The 18,214-nt window shown below is 43.2% G+C and carries 20 protein-coding genes and 1 pseudogene; 4 read left to right on the top strand and 17 right to left on the bottom strand.

Translation table 11 applies throughout. The features are described from left to right. Window positions 1–6: 6 nt before the first annotated feature. From ftsZ to typA, 7 genes are all read right to left on the bottom strand, one after another. Window positions 7–1,284 (bottom strand): cell division protein FtsZ, encoded by a 1,278-nt coding sequence (gene ftsZ, locus SSV_RS02805; protein WP_072073600.1) that lies wholly within the window; start codon window positions 1,282–1,284, stop codon window positions 7–9. 16 nt (window positions 1,285–1,300) lie between these two features. Continuing rightward, window positions 1,301–2,659, bottom strand: coding sequence for a cell division protein FtsA (gene ftsA, locus SSV_RS02800; protein WP_072073599.1), 1,359 nt, complete (start codon window positions 2,657–2,659; stop codon window positions 1,301–1,303). Between the two features lie 121 nt (window positions 2,660–2,780). Then, window positions 2,781–3,986, bottom strand: coding sequence for a cell division protein FtsQ/DivIB (locus SSV_RS02795; protein WP_072073598.1), 1,206 nt, complete (start codon window positions 3,984–3,986; stop codon window positions 2,781–2,783). Then, window positions 3,983–5,053: a UDP-N-acetylglucosamine--N-acetylmuramyl-(pentapeptide) pyrophosphoryl-undecaprenol N-acetylglucosamine transferase gene (locus SSV_RS02790; protein ID WP_072073597.1), complete on the bottom strand. Its 1,071-nt coding sequence runs from the start codon at window positions 5,051–5,053 to the stop codon at window positions 3,983–3,985. The genes SSV_RS02795 and SSV_RS02790 overlap by 4 nt, the downstream gene beginning before the upstream one ends. A 1-nt stretch (window position 5,054) precedes the next feature. Then, window positions 5,055–6,407 carry a UDP-N-acetylmuramoyl-L-alanine--D-glutamate ligase gene (murD, locus tag SSV_RS02785; RefSeq protein WP_072073596.1) on the bottom strand — a complete coding sequence of 451 codons (1,353 nt, stop codon included), beginning with the start codon at window positions 6,405–6,407 and terminating at the stop codon, window positions 5,055–5,057. A 219-nt stretch (window positions 6,408–6,626) separates the two neighbouring features. Next, entirely contained in the window at window positions 6,627–6,896 is a 270-nt protein-coding gene (locus SSV_RS02780) for a DUF3165 family protein (protein ID WP_072073595.1), read from the bottom strand. A gap of 23 nt (window positions 6,897–6,919) precedes the next feature. Continuing rightward, complete coding sequence (typA, locus tag SSV_RS02775; protein WP_141640126.1) at window positions 6,920–8,767, bottom strand: translational GTPase TypA; 1,848 nt, start codon at window positions 8,765–8,767, stop codon at window positions 6,920–6,922. A gap of 180 nt (window positions 8,768–8,947) precedes the next feature. Here typA and SSV_RS02770 point away from each other — a divergent pair, with 180 nt between their 5' ends. Then, complete coding sequence (locus tag SSV_RS02770) at window positions 8,948–9,673, top strand: pseudouridine synthase (RefSeq protein ID WP_072073593.1); 726 nt, start codon at window positions 8,948–8,950, stop codon at window positions 9,671–9,673. Window positions 9,674–9,883: 210 nt separating this feature from the next. Here SSV_RS02770 and SSV_RS02765 read toward each other — a convergent pair whose 3' ends face one another. From SSV_RS02765 to SSV_RS02750, 4 genes are all read right to left on the bottom strand, one after another. After that, complete coding sequence (locus SSV_RS02765; RefSeq protein WP_072073592.1) at window positions 9,884–10,123, bottom strand: DUF4190 domain-containing protein; 240 nt, start codon at window positions 10,121–10,123, stop codon at window positions 9,884–9,886. Between the two features lie 88 nt (window positions 10,124–10,211). Then, window positions 10,212–10,592 (bottom strand): rhodanese-like domain-containing protein, encoded by a 381-nt coding sequence (locus tag SSV_RS02760; protein ID WP_072073591.1) that lies wholly within the window; start codon window positions 10,590–10,592, stop codon window positions 10,212–10,214. 1 nt (window position 10,593) lies between these two features. After that, entirely contained in the window at window positions 10,594–10,812 is a 219-nt protein-coding gene (locus SSV_RS02755) for a YqgQ family protein (RefSeq protein ID WP_002898045.1), read from the bottom strand. A gap of 93 nt (window positions 10,813–10,905) precedes the next feature. Continuing rightward, entirely contained in the window at window positions 10,906–11,421 is a 516-nt protein-coding gene (locus tag SSV_RS02750; protein WP_072073590.1) for a Dps family protein, read from the bottom strand. A 166-nt stretch (window positions 11,422–11,587) separates the two neighbouring features. On the opposite strand from SSV_RS02750, the gene SSV_RS02740 reads away from it, so the two are divergent. Beyond that, a complete protein-coding gene (locus tag SSV_RS02740; RefSeq protein WP_072073589.1) occupies window positions 11,588–12,250 on the top strand; it encodes a prepilin peptidase in 663 nt (220 codons plus the stop codon). On the opposite strand, the gene SSV_RS02735 is transcribed toward SSV_RS02740, so the two are convergent. Continuing rightward, window positions 12,244–12,693 carry an effector binding domain-containing protein gene (locus SSV_RS02735; protein ID WP_072073588.1) on the bottom strand — a complete coding sequence of 150 codons (450 nt, stop codon included), beginning with the start codon at window positions 12,691–12,693 and terminating at the stop codon, window positions 12,244–12,246. The two genes, SSV_RS02740 and SSV_RS02735, sit on opposite strands and share 7 nt — an antisense overlap. Before the next feature lie 78 nt (window positions 12,694–12,771). Here SSV_RS02735 and SSV_RS02730 point away from each other — a divergent pair, with 78 nt between their 5' ends. Together SSV_RS02730 and SSV_RS12165 are read left to right on the top strand one after the other, a co-directional pair. Continuing rightward, entirely contained in the window at window positions 12,772–13,671 is a 900-nt protein-coding gene (locus SSV_RS02730) for a helix-turn-helix transcriptional regulator (protein ID WP_072073587.1), read from the top strand. 82 nt (window positions 13,672–13,753) lie between these two features. Beyond that, window positions 13,754–13,909, top strand: a pseudogene (locus SSV_RS12165) (prepilin peptidase); the annotation flags it as partial. On the opposite strand, the gene trpA reads toward SSV_RS12165, so the two are convergent. Genes trpA through trpD form a run of 5 tightly spaced genes read right to left on the bottom strand, consistent with a single transcriptional unit; the run spans window position 13,878 to window position 18,205 of the window. Beyond that, window positions 13,878–14,657, bottom strand: coding sequence for a tryptophan synthase subunit alpha (trpA, locus tag SSV_RS02720; protein WP_072073585.1), 780 nt, complete (start codon window positions 14,655–14,657; stop codon window positions 13,878–13,880). The pseudogene SSV_RS12165 and the gene trpA overlap by 32 nt on opposite strands. Beyond that, window positions 14,650–15,873: a tryptophan synthase subunit beta gene (trpB, locus tag SSV_RS02715; protein ID WP_072073584.1), complete on the bottom strand. Its 1,224-nt coding sequence runs from the start codon at window positions 15,871–15,873 to the stop codon at window positions 14,650–14,652. The genes trpA and trpB overlap by 8 nt, the downstream gene beginning before the upstream one ends. Beyond that, window positions 15,863–16,450, bottom strand: coding sequence for a phosphoribosylanthranilate isomerase (locus SSV_RS02710; RefSeq protein ID WP_072073583.1), 588 nt, complete (start codon window positions 16,448–16,450; stop codon window positions 15,863–15,865). The genes trpB and SSV_RS02710 overlap by 11 nt, the downstream gene beginning before the upstream one ends. Then, the gene (gene trpC, locus SSV_RS02705; protein WP_072073582.1) at window positions 16,437–17,204 is read right to left on the bottom strand and encodes an indole-3-glycerol phosphate synthase TrpC; all 768 of its coding nucleotides are present in this window, start codon (window positions 17,202–17,204) and stop codon (window positions 16,437–16,439) included. The genes SSV_RS02710 and trpC overlap by 14 nt, the downstream gene beginning before the upstream one ends. Continuing rightward, window positions 17,201–18,205, bottom strand: a complete 1,005-nt coding sequence (trpD, locus tag SSV_RS02700) for an anthranilate phosphoribosyltransferase (protein WP_072073581.1) — start codon at window positions 18,203–18,205, stop codon at window positions 17,201–17,203. Before trpD ends, trpC begins: the two co-directional genes overlap by 4 nt. Between the last annotated feature and the right edge of the window lie 9 nt (window positions 18,206–18,214).

The raw sequence follows: 18,214 nt of genomic DNA, 5'->3' as shown, positions 1-18,214 counted from the left end.
TCTAGATTAACGATTTCTGAAGAACGGAGGTGTTTCCAATTCATCATCATCTTCATTAGTTTCTGCATAGCGCTCCACGCGGGCTGAGGAACTTGGTTCTGCCTGACGAACAATCGCTTCGCGGCGAAGATCCCAATCACCAAAGGCTGAACCTTTAGGTGTATCCGTTCTTTGACGGCTTGGAGCAGGAATATCAACTGTTTCGGTCATATCAAAGTTTCGTTCAAACTGTCCTGAGCGAACTTCGCGATTTGGCTCAACTTGCTGCGGACGGCTTGGGCCAGTAGGCTGCTGGGTATGACGAATACCGCTGACCTTTTCAACCTTGTCCTGACGGACACCAGTAGCCACAACAGTCACGCGGATTTCATCCTTCATAGACTCATCAATCGCAGTACCGAGCCAGATGTTCACACCATGACCTGCTGCTTGGTTGACAATTTCTGAAGCTTCTTCAGCTTCAATCAAGGTCATATCTAGGCCACCAGTAACGTTGACAATTACGTCCTCTGCACCATCAATAGTTGTTTCCAAAAGAGGTGAGTAAATAGCTTTGCGAGCAGCTTCGATAACGCGTTCTTCACCGCTACCAACACCAATTCCCATCAAAGCATTACCCTTGTCTGCCATAACTGTTTTCACGTCGGCAAAGTCAAGGTTAATCAGTCCTGGGCTGGTAATTAAGTCAGTAATCCCTTGAACACCTTGGCGAAGAACATTATCTGCTTCACTGAGTGCTTCAAGAAGCGGAGTCTTCTTGTCTACAATCTCAAGCAGGTTGTTATTTGAGATAATCAAGAGTGTGTCTACATGCTCTCGAAGTTCGTTGATTCCTTCTACTGCAAATGTTCCACGCTTGCTTCCTTCAAAACCGAAAGGACGTGTAACTACAGCAACAGTCAGAGCACCAACATTCTTTGCGATACGAGCGATTACTGGAGCAGCACCTGTCCCAGATCCACCACCCATACCAGCAGTGATGAAGACCATATCTGCTCCTTGCAGAGCTTCAGTCAGGACTTCTTCGCTTTCTTCAGCAGCCTTGCGGCCAACTTCAGGCTGACCTCCGGCACCGAGTCCGCGAGTCAGCTTAGGACCGAGCTGAATAACTGTTTCAGCTTTGGCACTGCTAAGAGCTTGAACATCTGTATTTGCTGCGATGAATTCAACACCAGCAACACCTTCATCAATCATTCGGTTGATGGCATTACCGCCACCTCCACCGACACCAATAACTTTAATTACTGCGCCTTGTGCAGCAGCAGCGTCAAATGAAAATGTCATATTCTCTGTATTCTCCTTAATCAAACATTTTGCCAATTAGGTTGCGCATCCGATCTGTAATACCGGTTTTTGGTTCTTGGTTTGGCACATCAGTACTGGCAACTGGAACTTCTTGGACCGGCTCCTCAGGGATCTCATCAGCTGGTTGAGGTTCAAAGCGTGGTACTGACTGAGCAGGACGGTCAAAGGATACAGGTCGATGGCGCAGTTGCTCATCACCATGAACAGCAACCTGAGCCAGCATATCCACATCTGTTAAGTTTCCGGCATACTCTGACAAGCTGATAACATGTGCAAAGGCTGGATTGCGAATGCCGATTTGATTTGGCACATAAAGCTTGACATTCACGCCAAATACTTCCTGAGCCAGCTCAACCACTCCTGGAAGAATAGCTGCTCCACCAATAATCACAATGCCGCCTGGCAACTCGAGAAGATGCCTTCTATCCAAATCACGTTTGATTTGCTCAAAAATGTGTTGGATACGAGCAGAAATAATCTCAGCCAGATACTTTTCAGTTACTTCAACCGGCTCAATCTCGCCAATCACTTCTACTTGGAAGGACTCTGTGCCAGCTTCTGGAACATAAGCAGATCCATAGTTAAACTTGAGACTTTCAGCCAACTTTTGTGAAGTCTTCAAAACCTTGGAGATATCCTTGGTTACGTAGTCGCCGCCTTCTTGGTATATATTCGTATATTGAAGCTCTTGACCTCTAACAGAAGCCACTGTAGTTTGGCCGCCGCCCATATCAATAACAGTTGCACCAAACTCACGTTCCCCTTCGTTCAAGATTGATTTAGTCATAGCCAATGGGGAGATAATAACGTTCTCAAGCTGAACTCCCGCACGCTCCACTGTCTTGCGGAGGTTGTGGAGAATAGTCCGTGGTCCAGTGTAGAGAAGTCCCCGCATTTCTAAGCGAATCCCCATCATACCACGCGGATCACGAATCCCTTGGAAACCATCCACTACAAACTCTTCTGGGATGAAAGTAATCACTTCGCGGTCAGGAGTCATACTCTTAGTCAGAGCAGATCTAACAACATTCTCTACATCTGTATCTGTGATTTCCTTAGAATCACTAGTCACAGGAATCATACCCTGAGTAGGCTCAATCTGTAAGAGATTAGCCGGAAGTCCGACGTTAACTAAACCAATTGAAATGCCTGCCTTTTCTTCTGCTTGAGAAATAGCTGTCTTAATGGCAGCAGCAGCAGCCTCAATATCAACAATAATTCCATCTTTAACGCCAGCACTTTTTGCGTTGCTGACCCCAATAACATTCATTTCATCGTTGATGTGCTCTGCCACCAACACTTTAATTGAGCTAGTTCCTATATCTAATCCAGTAAAAAAGCCGTCTCTAGCCATTACACCAGTCCTCTCTATCTTCCATGTTTCCGGTCTATACTAATAACGCTAAAAATTAGAGTTATCCAAGCTTTATTATAACATAAAGAAAATGAAAATGCGCAGTTTTTCTACATATAATTTAGCGATTTTCGTTATTTACCGGGTTTTCTGTCGAATTTTGCGGCTCTGCAGGTTCTTCTTCCTGACTTTCTGTCACCTGCTCAGCCGCTTGCTCTGTTTGCTGTCCCGTCGGCTCCTCTTCTGTTTTCTGCTTTTCTTCGTCAGAAGAAGACGACTCGTTTTGAGCTCCTTCAACATAACTAAAAATCCCTGCTTCCATATCTACAACACTAGGTACATCCTCTTCCAGCTGTGATTGGATTCCCTTGTAATATGGCAGTTTCTTAGCAATATGCGAAATTGGTACCAAGACTTTGTTGCCATCATGCATGGTCAGCGTAACCAAGTCCGGTGTCACCTTGCTTGGAGTCAGCTGAACTGTCTTAATATTTTTCTTAACCGAAGCCGGTACCTTTTCAATTTGAAGGGCAAATTCCTTAATCAATTTTTTATCTGAAAACTCTATCGAAATATGGGTTTCTGGCAAAGAATCTGCAGCAGTCGGGTCCGAAATAACCTGCCCATTTGTCAGAATAGGATAATACTGACCACCCTCATGCAGATAGGCCAGAACTCCGTACTCCTTGACCTTTACCTGAAAAGTAATCGGAAACTGATAAGCCATCTCCAGATTGTTAATCCAAGGACTAGATGCTTTCATATTGCGGATATGATTGCCGCCATTGATAAAGGTTGTTAAAGTATAGTCCTTCTCATCAATCTTACTGCTTTTGAGCAGGTCTTCCTGACTGACCATTTGGTTCCCTGAAAATTTGATTGTCTTTATGGTCGCCAGTGGTGTCAAAAAATAGACTGACAGGAGAAAAATCAAGCCACTGCCAAGCAAAACCGGCAGCGCTCGATAAATATGAATCCTCGAGATATGCACCTTAGCAGCTTCTTTTTCTGCCTTTTTCTGAAGTTTCTCCAGTTTTTTGCGTTCTTTCTCGCTCAATTCGGTCTCTAGCTCAGGTTTAGATGAGTCATCTTCCAAATATTCTGTTTCTTCCTCTTCATAAAATGAGTCATCTTCTTCCGTCTCTTCAGCTATTTCTCCGCCTTCGATTGAGTCTTCAGCTTCTTTTGCTTCCTCTTCTTCCAGCTCCTTTTGTTTGCTGGCCTCTTCCTGAGCCTTCTTTTCAAGATATTCTTTGTTTCGTTTCTGCCATTCAGAGAGAGGCTCACTTACCTCTTCCTTTGGCTCATCGTGGTTTTTCTTGCTCATTTCTTTCCTTTGTCAATATCCGCTTTCAATAAAGCATAAAATTCATCTACAGACTTGATTTCCTGAGAATTTTGCATAGCTTGATGATAAGAAGCTTGATTAGCCAAAAGGTCATCAAGGGCTGTCTGTAAATTGCTCATATCCAGCTCTTCCTCTGCCAATTGCTTGGCATATCCCTTTTTTACAAAATAATCAGCATTTTCAATCTGATCACCGCGGCTGGCTTCGCGTCCCAGAGGAACGATAATATGCAGCTTAGCCATAGCCAAGAGCTCAAAGATTGTATTGGAACCGCCGCGTGTCACCACTACATCTGCCAAGTCCATCAAAGGCTGGTAGATGTCGGTCACATAGGCTCTGCGAAAGAGACGGTCAGACAAAACATCCAAACTTGCATCACCTGTCAGATTGATAACGTTGTAGCGTTCGGTCAGCGCAGCTTGATTCTGGCTGACAAAGTCATTAAAGACCTTAGCACCAGCAGAACCTCCGATAAAAAGCAGAGTAGGCAGCTCTTTATCAAAATACTGACGGATTTCTTCTAACTTCTGCGGTGCGACTGACTCTTGGTTGCCGACCTTAGTCACAGCTCCAATATGCTCAATCTTGGTCAGACTAGAACTTTGCTCAAAGGTCGCATACATCTTGGTCGCACACTTATAAGCGATTTTATTGGCCAAACCAATGGATAGATCCGACTCATGAACATAGACGGGAACTCCTGACAGCCGGGCTGCAATCACAGGCGGAACGGATACAAAGCCTCCCTTAGAAAAGAGGGCCTGCGGCCGTACCTTGAGCATGATGCCCAGCGACTGGAAAATGCCCCAAATAACCTTAAAGCCATCCAACAGATTCTGCCATGAAAAATAGCGACGAAGCTTGCCCGTAGCTACCGAATGGAAGGTCACGTCCAGTCCTGACTTTTGGATTTCCTGATACTCAATACCATGCTTATCGCCAATATAGTGGACCTGCCAGCCTTCTTTGATAAATTTCGGAATCAGGAGAAGGTTGAGGGTTACATGCCCAACTGTTCCTCCGCCTGTAAATACAATCTTTTTCATTTTAACCTTTTAATTCTTCAAATGCAGCGAGAAACTCATCGCCACGGACTTCAAAATTACTATACATATCCCAGCTGGCATTGGCAGGACTAAGCAAGACGATGTCTCCTGGCTTCGCTTGAGAAAAGGCCTTATGAGCTGCATCCCGGACATCAGTCGCATCTAGATAAGAAACGCCAGCCTGATCAGCCGCTCTCTTTACACGCGGAGCTGATTGGCCTAAGATTACCATCTTCTTGAGTCCTTTGAGGTCAGGCACTAACTCGTCAAATTCATTGCCACGATCCAAGCCGCCAGCAATCAGAATCACCTTGCTATTGTCAAAACCAGATAGGGCTTTCTGCGTTGCTAATATATTGGTAGACTTGCTGTCATTGTAAAAGGCAACCTCATTCACCTGCCCCACATACTGGAGGCGGTGCTTAACACCCCCAAAAGCTGACAAGACTTCTTTGATCGTCTGATTGTCAATACCACGCAGCTTGGCTACTGCAATCGTAGCCAGAGCGTTTTCAATATTGTGACTGCCAGGAACGCCGATTTCAGCCGCTTGCATAATCGCCTCTCCGCGGAAGGTCAAGACATCACCCTCTAGATAGGCACCATCCACCTTTTCAGTCGTTGAAAAAGGCACAACAGTAGCCTGAGCCTGGCTAGCCATTTCCTTGGCCCAGTCTTGATTGAAATTCAAAACCAGATAATCATCAGCTGTCATGTTTTTCTGGATATTCCACTTGGCAGCTGCATATTCCTCAACAGAGCCGTGATAATCCAAATGAGTCGGCATGAGATTAGTAATAACAGCGATTTGCGGATGAAAAGCTTCAATTCCCATCAACTGGAAGGAAGACAGTTCCATGACCAGTGTATCCTTGCTGCTGGCTGTTTGAGCTACTTGACTGGAAGGAAAGCCGATATTACCAGACAAGAGACCATTTTGACCGCCAGCTGTCAAGACTTGCGCAATCATGGTTGTGGTCGTCGTCTTACCATTTGAACCCGTAATACCAATAATCGGTGCTTCAGAAATCAGATAAGCCAACTCGACTTCAGTAATGACTGGAATCTTCTTCTCCAGAGCTCGAACGACCATGGCATTGTCATAAGGAATACCTGGATTTTTCACCATCAGTTCAAAATCTTCGTCCAGCAACTCCAAGGGATGACCTCCTGTCACCACTTTTATACCTTCTTCTAGCAAGGATTGGGCAGCAGGATTTTCCTCGAAAGCCTTCCCATCGTTAACTGTCACGATAGCTCCTAATTTATCTAAAAGGCGAGCAGCTGACTCACCCGACTTGGCCAATCCCAGAACCAAGACCTTTTTATTGGCAAAATTTGCTATATTTTTCATAAGCAACCTCTTCCATTCATACTTCATTCTATTTTACCTTTTTTTGTGGAAATAAAAAAGTCATAGGAGTCTTTTATTTTCGACTGTAAGCAAGTTTTGAAAAAAATGATATGTTTTCATCTATTTGAAATATTTTGTAACATAAGCCTATTGTTTTTGTAAAGAAAAAGAGCAAAAACTCAAAACGTCTATCCGACTTTCTAAGCTCTTGCTCATTTATTATTCTTCATCAAAATTCTTTTTTGATTTCTTAGGCGGCTTGAGACGATTAATATCCCGCAAAGCCAAGACGGTCACTACGGATAGGCCAAATCCTACAAAATATTCAGCTGGCAATTGGAAAATCTGAAAAATGCCTAAGCCAAATAAGATAATCAAGGTCACAATCAGTAAAACCATGGTCACAGCATTAACAGTGCCTTTAATACTGGACGGAACAGCAAAAATGTAGAAAAAGAGGATTAAAATTCCAATGATAAGGTAAACCATCTTGCTGCTCCTTTCCTTTTTGCTTATTCAGCTGCAGCTGTTTTTTTCTTTTTATTGGCTTTTTCGCGTTCTTGTTTGTTCAAAATTTGCTTGCGCAGACGAATGGATTCTGGCGTTACTTCCATGTACTCATCGTCATTCAAGAATTCCAAAGATTCTTCCAAGGTCAAGATCCGAGGTGTCTTGATAACCGCTGTCTGGTCCTTGGTTGCAGAACGTACATTGGTCATTTGCTTAGCCTTGGTGATATTAACAGTCAAGTCGTTTTCACGAGAATTTTCACCGATGATCATTCCTTCGTAAACCTCAGTACCTGGGTTGACAAAGATAGTACCGCGCTCTTCGATAGACATAATAGAGTAGGTCGTTGCCTTACCAGCATCGATAGATACCAAGGCACCGCGGTGACGGCCACCGATTTCACCTGGAATAAGTGGTAGGTATTGATCAAAGGTATGGTTCATTATACCGTAACCACGAGTCATGGATAAGAACTCAGTTGAGTACCCAATCAAACCACGGGCTGGAACCAAGAAGACCAAACGAGTTTGACCATTACCAGTTGAAATCATATCCAACATTTCGCCCTTACGTTCTGAAAGGCTTTGAATAACAGACCCTTGGTATTCTTCGGGTGTATCAATTTGGACACGCTCAAATGGCTCACATTTAACACCGTCGATTTCTTTCACGATAACTTCTGGACGAGATACTTGCAACTCATAACCTTCACGACGCATTGTTTCAATCAGGATTGACAAGTGCAATTCACCACGACCTGAAACGATCCACTTGTCTGGTGAATCAGTTGGTTCAACACGTAGAGATACATCTGTTTGCAGTTCAGCCTGCAGGCGTTCTTCAACCTTACGAGAAGTTACCCATTTCCCTTCGCGACCAGCAAATGGTGAGTTGTTAACCAAGAAGGTCATCTGCAGAGTTGGTTCATCAATATGCAGAATTGGCAAAGCTTCGACAGCATCCGTAGGCGTGATTGTCTCTCCGACAAAGATATCTTCCATACCTGAAACGGCAATCAAGTCACCTGCTTTTGCTTCTTGGATTTCACGACGCTCCAAGCCAAAGAAACCAAAGAGTTTTGTGACACGGAAGTTTTTAGTTGTACCATCAAGCTTAGAAAGGGTTACTTGGTCCCCAACTTTAACGGTACCACGGAAGACACGGCCGATACCGATACGGCCAACGAAGTCATTGTAGTCCAAGAGTGACACTTGGAATTGGAAAGGTTCGTCAGAATTATCCACTGGTGCTGGGATATGGTCAATGATGGTATCAAAAATCGGTGCCATGGTGTGCTCTTGATCAGCTGGATCATCAGACATAGATGAGGTTCCATTGATAGCTGAAGCATAGACTACTGGGAAGTCCAGCTGGTCATCATCCGCTCCAAGCTCAATAAAGAGTTCCAATACTTCATCCACTACTTCTGCCGGACGAGCAGACGGCTTGTCGATTTTATTCACCACTACGATAGGAACAAGGTCTTGCTCCAAGGCTTTTTTCAATACAAAGCGGGTCTGAGGCATAGTTCCTTCGTAGGCGTCCACAACCAGAACAACCCCGTCCACCATCTTCATAATCCGCTCTACTTCACCACCGAAGTCCGCGTGCCCTGGTGTATCCATGATATTGATACGAGTACCTTCGTAAGCCACGGCTGTATTTTTAGCCAAGATGGTAATACCGCGCTCCTTTTCAATATCGTTTGAGTCCATTGCCCGCTCTTGCAGCTCTTTACGCTCATCTAGTGTATGAGATTGCTTCAGCAACTCATCAACCAAGGTTGTTTTCCCGTGGTCAACGTGAGCGATAATGGCGATATTGCGAATATCTTCTCTTAATTTTGTCATGATTTCCTCTGAATTTTTAAATTTTATTTCTAACTGAACAATTATACCACAGACGCAGGCAAAAAACACAGCTTTGATAAGTGTAAATGTTTTCATTAAAAAATATGGGAGCGCCATGAGGATTTGCATTCCCCATCCTGAAAATTTATGATATGATTTAGAAAAAAACAAGGAAAACAGATGCGCCTCGACCAACTGCTGGCTACCAATCATATCAGCCGAAAAAAGATGAAACAAAGCCTTTTACAAAAACAGATTTTAGTGGATGGTAAGCCCGCCTGCAAACTAAGCCAAAACGTTGATACCGGCCTGCAGCAGATTACTTTTCAAGGAAAACAGGTCAGCGGTCCTGCCCACCGTTACTACATGCTGAATAAACCCGCAGGTGCAGTCACTGCCAATCGCGACGCTGAAAAATTGACTGTTCTGGATTTGCTGGACAAGGAGGTAGAGAAAGAAAATCTTTACTCTATCGGACGGCTGGATAGAGATACTGAGGGGCTTCTTCTGATTACCGATAATGGCCCTCTGGGATTTCAGCTGCTGCACCCTCAATATCATGTCGAAAAAACTTACTATGTAGAAGTCAATGGACCTTTAACTTCTAAGGACAAATCTTCCTTTAAAGATGGCATTCGCTTTATAGACGGCACCGTCTGTCAGCCCGCCCAGCTCTCTATCCTCTCTAGCAGCTCCATTCTAAGCCGTGCTACCGTCAAGATTTCCGAGGGAAAATTCCACCAGATCAAAAAGATGTTTCTGGCAGTTGGCGTCAAGGTTACTTATCTCAAGCGGATTCAGTTTGGAGATTTTACATTAGACCCAGACCTAGCAACAGGTGATTGTCGTCCTTTAAACCAAGAAGAATTAGGAATTATTAAAAAATATTTAGAGAAAAGTTGGTAAAACAAAAAAGCTTTTCAGAACGTAGACAAACTCTATCGGTAATTAAAAAAATGCCCTTATAGAGGTTAGTTGTCAAATAGTAAAAACTCTTAGGAATGCTGATCTAATGATTTTTTTATTTTCTCTAGTAAAAGAAAAAGATTGAAGAAAATTGTCCAAAATGGACTTTTTCTTCAATCTGAAAAGCATTTAAAAAATAAAGCTTTTTTGTTAGTAGCCTGCTCCGTTCATAAGCACCATGAAGCCTAAAATCCAAACGATTACAGAAATTACAATCCCTACGATACCCAGAATTTTTTCTGTTTTATAGTCTAATTTAGACTCTTTTTGATGTGAATTAGCTAACACCAAACCAATGATACCCAAAATAAGACCTACCAATGGCAACAAAAAACCAAAGACGATAGATAGGATACCTAAAACAAGAGAGGATTTTTTCTTTTCTTGCATGTTTCAAAAACTCCTTAAAATTAATATCAATTATTATAACATAAGAAACCAGCTTTGTATATATTATGCGACAAATTTTTGATTTATGTTAACTAGCTTTCACCTTGCCATTCCAAGAATCCAACCCATAAGAAAGAATATAGATTTCTTTAAATCCTTGTTTTTTCAGATACAGAGCCGCATTGGTTACGCGCTGGCCACGACTATTTTCATAGAGGAGAACAGCCTTGTCCTTGCGAAGTGCACCGACACTATCCTTCAGCTGCTGAGATGGAATATTGCGAGCACCTAAGATATGCTTCCGATGGAAATCAGCTGGATCCCGCAAATCAACCAACTGCCCTTGCCGAATCAAGTCTTCAAATTCCCCGTTATCCACGATTTTTGCTGCCTGACGAAGGCGCAGATAATTAAAGCCCATCCAGCCAAGTATTCCCAAAAGTACCGCCCACAAAATCCAAATTGTCATCTCAAGTCTCCTTTTTCTTTTCTAAATATTCTAACTCTAAGCGATGTTCTCGGCGCAAGACAGCCTCCGCCTCAAAATAAGCTAGCTTATCCATTAGACCGGCGTCGTAAATTCTCTTCAGCTCGATTTTCATCATTTCAATATCGTAAAGGCGTTTGCCCATATAGATAATGATTCCAAAACTTTTAAGAAATTGCTGAACATCATACAGGGTTTTCATGAGCTATATTTTATCAGATTTTCCAGCACTTTTCAAGACGAAAAAAAGCAGAAAGGAAAGCCTATTTCCTTTCTGCTTGGCATGGATAACTTTTTACAAACCTGGTGCTTGACCGATTTCAGCTGTCAGCATCCAGATAGTCTTTTCAAGGTCAGCCTTGGCACCGACAAAGATATCATTGGTTACATCGTCCCCTTCTTCATCAGTTACATCCAAAGCTTCTTGGTAAAGACCTGTCAGATAACGGAAAATCTCAATCACACGCGCTAAACTTTCTTCTACGTTTTTGCTAAATTCACCAGCTTTTTCTTCGATCTTACTATGTTGGATAAATTCTGTCAAAGTAGAGTATGGTTTACCACCCAATGTAATCAAACGTTCACTAACTTCATCCAAGGTTACATCCAAAGTTTCCATATATTCATCCATTTTTGGATGCCAAACCATGAAACCTGCGCCACGCATATACCAGTGAACTTGGTGAAGAGCGATATGAGCTGTATAAAGGTCTGCCACTACTTGATTAAGAATAGCCTTAGTCTTTGGCAAAGCCTTTTGATTGCTGAAAGTTGCTACGTCAGTTGCTGCACCATTTTTTACTTGTGTCATTGTATTTACCTCGTTTTTATTTATAATGATTCTAATCTTTTTAGATTATGGTTTAATTATAATGCTTCTAAATAAGAAAGTCAAGACAAAAGATTCAAAAAAAGACTTTATTAGAAAAGTTGCAAAATTTCAGAATTTTTCTGTTTAAAATTACGAATAAATAAGTATGATTCATCTATACTTTTTTCTCCTTGGCACTGTCTTCGCCTCATTCCTAGGCTTGGTCATCGACCGCTTCCCAGAGCAGTCTATCATCACTCCTGCTAGCTATTGCAATGCCTGTGGAAAAAGATTGGCACCGCGTGATTTGATTCCTATTTTTTCTCAAATCTTAAATCTTCTTCGTTGCCGCTTCTGTGGAGACAAGATTCCCTTACGCTATTTATTTTTTGAATGTATCTTGGGCGGTCTTTTTCTGGCAACCTCACTTGGCACGATTTCCATCAGTCAACTCCTACTACTCACCATGGGCTTAACCCTGGCCATCTACGATCAAAGAGAGCAGCAATATCCCCTGATGGTCTGGCTGATTTTTCAGCTCATGCTGATGGTGACAGCAGGCATCAATCTTCTCATGCTCTTCTTTTTAGCCCTAGGACTTCTAGCCTTCTTTTATAATCTTCGTATTGGAGCTGGCGACTTTCTCTTTCTGGCGTCCTGCTCAGCCATTTTCAGTCTGACGGAAATTCTCATTCTTATCCAAATCGCTAGCTTCTCCGGTCTCGCCTGTTTTTGCTTTAAAAAGAAAAAAGACAGGCTAGCATTTGTACCCTGTCTTTTGTTTGGTGTGGTGGTGATTATTTCTTATAAATCCCTACTCTTTTACTGAACTGGAACCCAAAGCTCAACTTCTGCATCCATAGGATTCCCGTTTAAAAGTATTTCTAAGATAATTCCATCTTGGTAAAGGGAACTGCTTTCTTCCTCAAAAAAGTTATCCTCCAATTGGTCAAACAGGAGTCTTGATTTTTCACCACTGGCTGAACTTACTAAATAATCTTTCTCTGGGACGAGAATGCTTTCGTAGCCTGCCACAGCATTCTTTGCCGCAACTCCTGCATAGTATTGAATACCATCTTTATGAGGAACAATCAAAGCATAGCCTTTTTTGTCTAGAGAATGGGGCATCAATTTCCCGAGCATTCCTTCTTTAAATAACTGAGCATAGAACGCCGTCTTCTCTTTAGAATAGTGCTGTTCATGAACCGTAGTTCCTTCTATCAAAATACTCCTGCCAATCAGGGTAAACGATGGTTTGGTTTGATGTTTCATTATATGAACTCCTTTCTTTATGGTATAATCATAACAAAAGTAATATGACATCTATCTGTCATATTCAAGGAGAAAATCATGAAAATTGACCGTCAAATGGGAATCATTTCTCATTTAGTAAATCAACGAAAAACAACAGCTAAAGAACTATCAGAACTTTTTAAAGTCAGCACCCGAACTATTATGAGAGATATTGATGATTTATCTCTTGCAGGAATTCCTCTCTATGTAATGAAAGGAAAAAACGGAGGCATTTTTCTTATGGAAGACTTCCAAACTGATAAACCTCCCCTGACCCAATCCGAACGACTTTCAATAGAATCCGGTTTAAAAAGTCGCTATCAAGTTTTGGAAGACGCCTCTACTTTCAACGCTATATTGAAATTAAATGCTACCAATACATACTCTGATTTCGAAATTGATTTGTCTCTATCTCAAGGGAACTTGGAAATACGCACTTTGATTTTTAAGTTATTGGAAGCTATTAGAGGTAGAGTAAAAATAAAATTTTCCTATATTAATTCACAAGGACTGGTAAGCCAAAAAAATTGTGAGCCTTACCGTATCGTCTATAAGGACCGGAGTTGGTATATGGATGCCTACGATACTGAAAAAGCGCATTTTTCTGTTTTTAAAGTTTCTAGAATTAGTGAACTTACTCTCTCCGATACTTTTTCAAAAAGACATTTTACACCACTTCCCTATGATGGTGGTACATGGATGAATGAAAACAAAGTACCTGTCATCCTGCATGTCCAGAAAATTGTCCTTGACCGGTTTGTGGAACTCTTAGGCTATAATGCCATAAAACCTATTAATAGCGATATTTACGAGATTACTTATCCATTAAACGACAATGATTGGGGATACAATACCTTGCTTGCTTTTGGAAAATACATCACTGTTATATCTCCTAAGCATTTCTTGAAACATTTCACCAGCTATATAGATACCATTCATAAGCAATATCCAAACTAATATTCAATCAACATAAAAAATCAAACGTTTCTTAAAAAATGAATTAGACGAAAGTTACTTTTTTTTGATGATAAAATTTAAGAACATGGAACAGATTCTCATTCTTATCCAAATCGCTAGCTTCTCCGGTCTCGCCTGTTTTTGCTTTAAAAAGAAAAAAGACAGGCTAGCATTTGTGCCTTGTCTTTTGTTTGGTGTGGTAGTGGCTATTTCTTATAAGCTGCTGCTTCTTGGATAAAGTCTGCTATACTGGCATACTTTTCATGAAGAGCTTTAACAATCTTAGATCCGACAATGACTCCATCTGAGACTTGATTGAAGCGGTCAACATCCTCTAAAGTCGAAACGCCAAAGCCCGTCAGTACTGGAATCTCTGCAATATCATGGAGTTTACTCAAATGCTGGTCCAAATCATCGCGGTAGCTTCCGCTCTTACCCGTCACACCATTGATGGCTACAGCGTAGATAAAACCTTCAGCTTCCTTGATCAGCTCCTGCTGACGTTCTAGACCAGTCGTCAGGCTCACTAAAGGAACTAGAGCTATATCTGAATCTTCCAGCAGGGGCAGAATAAAATTCCTGTGCTCGTAGGGAAGATCCGGAATAATCAATCCTTTAACCGGTGTCGTAGCCAAATCCTTGATAAAATCTTTGAGCCCGTACTGGAAGATAGGATTGAAGTAGGTCATGATAATGAGAGGCAGCTGAGTGTCCAGATTCTGCAAGCTTGCGACTAAAGACTTGGTTGAAGTGTGGTGACCCAGACTTCTCAGACCGGCTTCTTCAATAACTGGTCCGTCTGCAACAGGGTCTGAAAAAGGCAGACCGATTTCAATGGCTGACACACCCAAGTTTTCCAAAAATAAGATAGTTTCTGCTAATCCTGCTAAACCTTTCTCGTGATCACCAGCCATGATATAAGGAAGGAAAATTCCCTTGCCTGCTTTTTTGATGGTTTCTAAATGCTGAGTGAGTGTTTTAGTCATGGGCACCTCCTTTTTGAGCCGGTTCTTTTTCCAAGCATTCCTTTACCTGAACGACATCTTTGTCACCACGGCCGGATAGGCAGACAATCATTGATTTATTTGGTCCCAACTCCTTAGCCAGCTTAACTGCGTAAGCAATAGCGTGGCTAGACTCTAGAGCAGGGATAATCCCTTCGATACGAGACAGGAGCTGGAAGGCTTCCAAGGCTTCTTCATCTGTGACTGGCACATAAGTGGCACGCTGGATAGCATTAAAATGAGAATGTTCAGGACCGATACCTGGATAGTCTAGCCCAGCAGAGATAGAGAAAGCTTCTAGAATCTGGCCTTGCTCATCCTGCAAGACATCCATCAAGGCACCATGTAAAATACCCGGGCGGCCTTTGGTTAAGGTCGCAGCGTGTTCATCAGTATCCACGCCTCGCCCAGCTGCTTCTGTTCCATACATGGCAACTGAGCCATCGTCAACAAAGGGATAAAAGAGGCCAATAGCATTGGAGCCACCGCCAACGCAGGCGACTAAAGCATCTGGCAGGGCACCTTCATTTTGCTCAGCAAACTGGCGCTTGGTCTCACGCCCAATCACACTCTGATAGTCGCGGACAATCTCTGGGAAGGGATGGGGCCCCAAGGCTGAGCCCATAATATAGTGAGTATCATCGACCTGAGCCACCCAAGCTCGTAAAGCTGCATTGACCGCATCTTTGAGGACTCGAGAGCCATCGGTCACAGACTCCACCTTGGCTCCAAGAAGTTCCATCCGAAAGACATTGAGGGCTTGGCGCTTGACATCCTCTTCGCCCATATAGATAGTACAGTCCATATTGAAAAGAGCTGCAGCTGTGGCTGTGGCTACTCCGTGCTGACCTGCACCAGTCTCGGCAATAATTTTTTTCTTGCCCATCTGCTTGGCTAATAGAACCTGGCCTAGGGCATTATTGATTTTATGGGCCCCGGTATGGTTGAGGTCTTCCCGCTTCAGATAAATCTTAGCACCGCCAGCATAGGCTGTCAGATTTTTAGCAAAATAGAGAGGATTCTCCCGCCCTACATACTGCTTCAGCAACTCATCCAGCTCTGCCTGAAAGTTTGGGTCTTTTTTACTCTCATGGTAGGCTTTAGCCAGCTCCAAAACTGCTGTCATCAGCGTTTCGGGAACAAAGCGCCCACCAAACTCACCGTAAAATCCTTCTTGATTGGGTTGATTATATGCCATCTTTCACTCTTTCTATAAATTCTGTTATCTTTTCTAAGTCCTTCTGGCCGTCAGTTTCGACCCCGCTTGAGACATCAACTGCGTAAGGAGCGAAGTGCTGAATAGCTTCTCGAACATTTCCTGCATTCAAACCACCGGCGATAAAGAAGGGCTGGTGGATTTGACTCTTATCAAAAGCTTGCCAATCAAAGGTCTGGCCACTACCAGCAAGAGGTGCATCAAATAGCAGATAGTCCGACTGTTGGCTGACATCTTTTAACACTCCCTTGACCTGATAAGCTCGAATAACCGGACGGCCAATCTGAGTCAGAAGCTCTTGTTCAAAATCACCATGAATCTGCACCAAATCCAGATTTGCCACTGAAATAGCTTCCTGCAGCTCTGCCAAGCTCGGAGAGACGAAAACTCCTACCTTTCGGACAGCAGGCGGCACCAAGGCAGCTAGCTTCTGAGCTTGCTCCAAACTGACCCTCCGACGGCTCTCAGCAAAGACAAATCCAATGTAATCTGCACCAGCCTGACATGCAGTTTCCACAGCGCCGGCCGTTGATAAGCCGCAAATTTTAACCTTTGTCAATTTTTAGCTCCTTGATTTTTTTTGCCACATCTTCAGCCTGCATCAGGGCTGTTCCGACTAAAACCGCATGGAAATAAGGAGCTACTAGCTCAGAATCTTTCTTGCTGAAAATAGCGGACTCAGATACGTAAACCCTGCCATCTTTGAAATGGGCAGACAGCTGGAGACTTGTATTGATATCTGTCTCAAAAGTGACTAGATTGCGGTTATTAACACCGATAATCCTAGCTCCTATTCTATGGGCAATTTCCAGCTCCGCCAGATTATGGGTTTCGACCAGAACTTCCAAGCCTAGACCCGTCGCAAAATCATAAAGTTCTTGCAGCCGCTTTTCAGGCAAGGCAGCTACAATCAGAAGAATAACTGTCGCTCCGGCATTGCGGGCGCGAACAATCTGTTTTTCATCAATGATAAAGTCTTTATTGAGGGTTGGAATGGTCACTTGACTGGAAATCTCTCTCAGGTAATCCAGATGTCCTTTAAAGAAAATTTCATCTGTCAGGACCGAAATCATAGCTGCACCGCATCGTTCATAGGTGCGAGCCTGCTCCACAATATCCACACCGAGATTAATATCTCCCAGACTGGGGCTGGCTTTTTTAACCTCAGCAATCAGCTGCAGCTCTTGAGGATGGCTTTTGAGATAGTTATAGAGGGAATAGGTCGAGCGCAGAGGTTGCAGCTCTTCATAGGACATAGCCACCACTTCCTGCTCTTTTTGATTTAGAATGGTCGGGAGAAATTCTTTGCTCATTTCTGATACTCCTGTAGTTGCTTGAGTTTTTCATAAGCTGCGCCACTAGCGATCACTTGGCGGGCCAAAGCTATTCCTTCTTCTATGCTGTCTGATTTCCCATTAGCATAGAAGCCCAATCCCGCATTCAAAACTGTCGTTTCTAGATAGGGGCCGGCTTGATTTTGCAGGACAGATAGCAGAATTTCTGCATTTTCCTTGGCATTACCCCCACGGATCGCTTCAAGAGGTATTTCTTCCATATCAACATCTGACGGCAGAAAGCTGTGCAGGCTGATTTGCCCATTTTCCAGCAGAGCATACTGGGTACGGCCATGAAGACCGGCCTCATCTAGACCATCTGGACCCGACACGACTACTGCACGCTTGCGTCCCATATTTTTCAAGACTTCTGCCGTACTCTCTAACATATCCGGTCGGCTGGTCCCCAAAAGCTGAGTTTCCAGAGTCATGGGATGGATGAGAGGACCAGTTAGATTCATAATAGTAGGAATGCCGAGGCTAAGACGAGCTGGCATGATGTATTTCATGGCTGGGTGCATATTCTTTGCGAAGAGAAAGACGATACCTGTCTGCTCAAAAACCTTGCCCAAGCTAGCAGCGTCTAAGTCCAGATTAATTCCCAGAGCTTCTAACACATCAGCTGAGCCTGACTTAGAAGAAATGGAGCGATTGCCGTGCTTGGCCATCTTAATCCCGCCACCTGCTAGTACAAAAGCTGCGGTAGTCGAAACATTGAAGCTAAAAGACTTGTCCCCGCCCGTACCGCAATTGTCCATGGCAGTGCGAATAGTGGTCGGAATCTGCTTAGCATGGCCTCGCATAACCTGAGCCAAAGCCGTTCGTTCCTCAATCGTCTCCCCCTTCATCTTGAGCCCCAGCAAGAACGCTACAATTTGAGACTCTGTCACCCGTCCGGTGACAATTCGCTCAATCACATCTGTCATCTCAGCGCTGCTTAAATCCTTAAAATCAGCTAGTTTTGCAATAATCTCTTTCATACATCCTCC

The organism is Streptococcus sanguinis (assembly GCF_001078705.1).
GTDB lineage: Bacteria > Bacillota > Bacilli > Lactobacillales > Streptococcaceae > Streptococcus > Streptococcus sanguinis_D.
The sequence above is the reverse complement of the archived record's forward strand: the minus strand, read 5'-3'. Positions and strand labels throughout refer to the sequence as shown.

Coding starts and splice junctions, on each gene's coding strand:
- SSV_RS02795 (WP_072073598.1), bottom strand. CDS start 3,986: ATGAGCAAGAAAAACCACGATGAGCCAAAGGAAGAGGTAAGTGAGCCT.
- SSV_RS02790 (WP_072073597.1), bottom strand. CDS start 5,053: ATGAAAAAGATTGTATTTACAGGCGGAGGAACAGTTGGGCATGTAACC.
- SSV_RS02760 (WP_072073591.1), bottom strand. CDS start 10,592: ATGACAATTTGGATTTTGTGGGCGGTACTTTTGGGAATACTTGGCTGG.
- trpD (WP_072073581.1), bottom strand. CDS start 18,205: ATGAAAGAGATTATTGCAAAACTAGCTGATTTTAAGGATTTAAGCAGC.
- trpA (WP_072073585.1), bottom strand. CDS start 14,657: ATGACTAAAACACTCACTCAGCATTTAGAAACCATCAAAAAAGCAGGC.
- ftsA (WP_072073599.1), bottom strand. CDS start 2,659: ATGGCTAGAGACGGCTTTTTTACTGGATTAGATATAGGAACTAGCTCA.
- SSV_RS02770 (WP_072073593.1), top strand. CDS start 8,948: ATGCGCCTCGACCAACTGCTGGCTACCAATCATATCAGCCGAAAAAAG.
- murD (WP_072073596.1), bottom strand. CDS start 6,407: ATGAAAAATATAGCAAATTTTGCCAATAAAAAGGTCTTGGTTCTGGGA.
- SSV_RS02765 (WP_072073592.1), bottom strand. CDS start 10,123: ATGCAAGAAAAGAAAAAATCCTCTCTTGTTTTAGGTATCCTATCTATC.
- SSV_RS02755 (WP_002898045.1), bottom strand. CDS start 10,812: ATGAAAACCCTGTATGATGTTCAGCAATTTCTTAAAAGTTTTGGAATC.
- SSV_RS02740 (WP_072073589.1), top strand. CDS start 11,588: ATGATTCATCTATACTTTTTTCTCCTTGGCACTGTCTTCGCCTCATTC.
- SSV_RS02735 (WP_072073588.1), bottom strand. CDS start 12,693: ATGAAACATCAAACCAAACCATCGTTTACCCTGATTGGCAGGAGTATT.
- trpC (WP_072073582.1), bottom strand. CDS start 17,204: ATGAGCAAAGAATTTCTCCCGACCATTCTAAATCAAAAAGAGCAGGAA.
- SSV_RS02780 (WP_072073595.1), bottom strand. CDS start 6,896: ATGGTTTACCTTATCATTGGAATTTTAATCCTCTTTTTCTACATTTTT.
- typA (WP_141640126.1), bottom strand. CDS start 8,767: ATGACAAAATTAAGAGAAGATATTCGCAATATCGCCATTATCGCTCAC.
- ftsZ (WP_072073600.1), bottom strand. CDS start 1,284: ATGACATTTTCATTTGACGCTGCTGCTGCACAAGGCGCAGTAATTAAA.
- SSV_RS02730 (WP_072073587.1), top strand. CDS start 12,772: ATGAAAATTGACCGTCAAATGGGAATCATTTCTCATTTAGTAAATCAA.
- trpB (WP_072073584.1), bottom strand. CDS start 15,873: ATGGCATATAATCAACCCAATCAAGAAGGATTTTACGGTGAGTTTGGT.
- SSV_RS02750 (WP_072073590.1), bottom strand. CDS start 11,421: ATGACACAAGTAAAAAATGGTGCAGCAACTGACGTAGCAACTTTCAGC.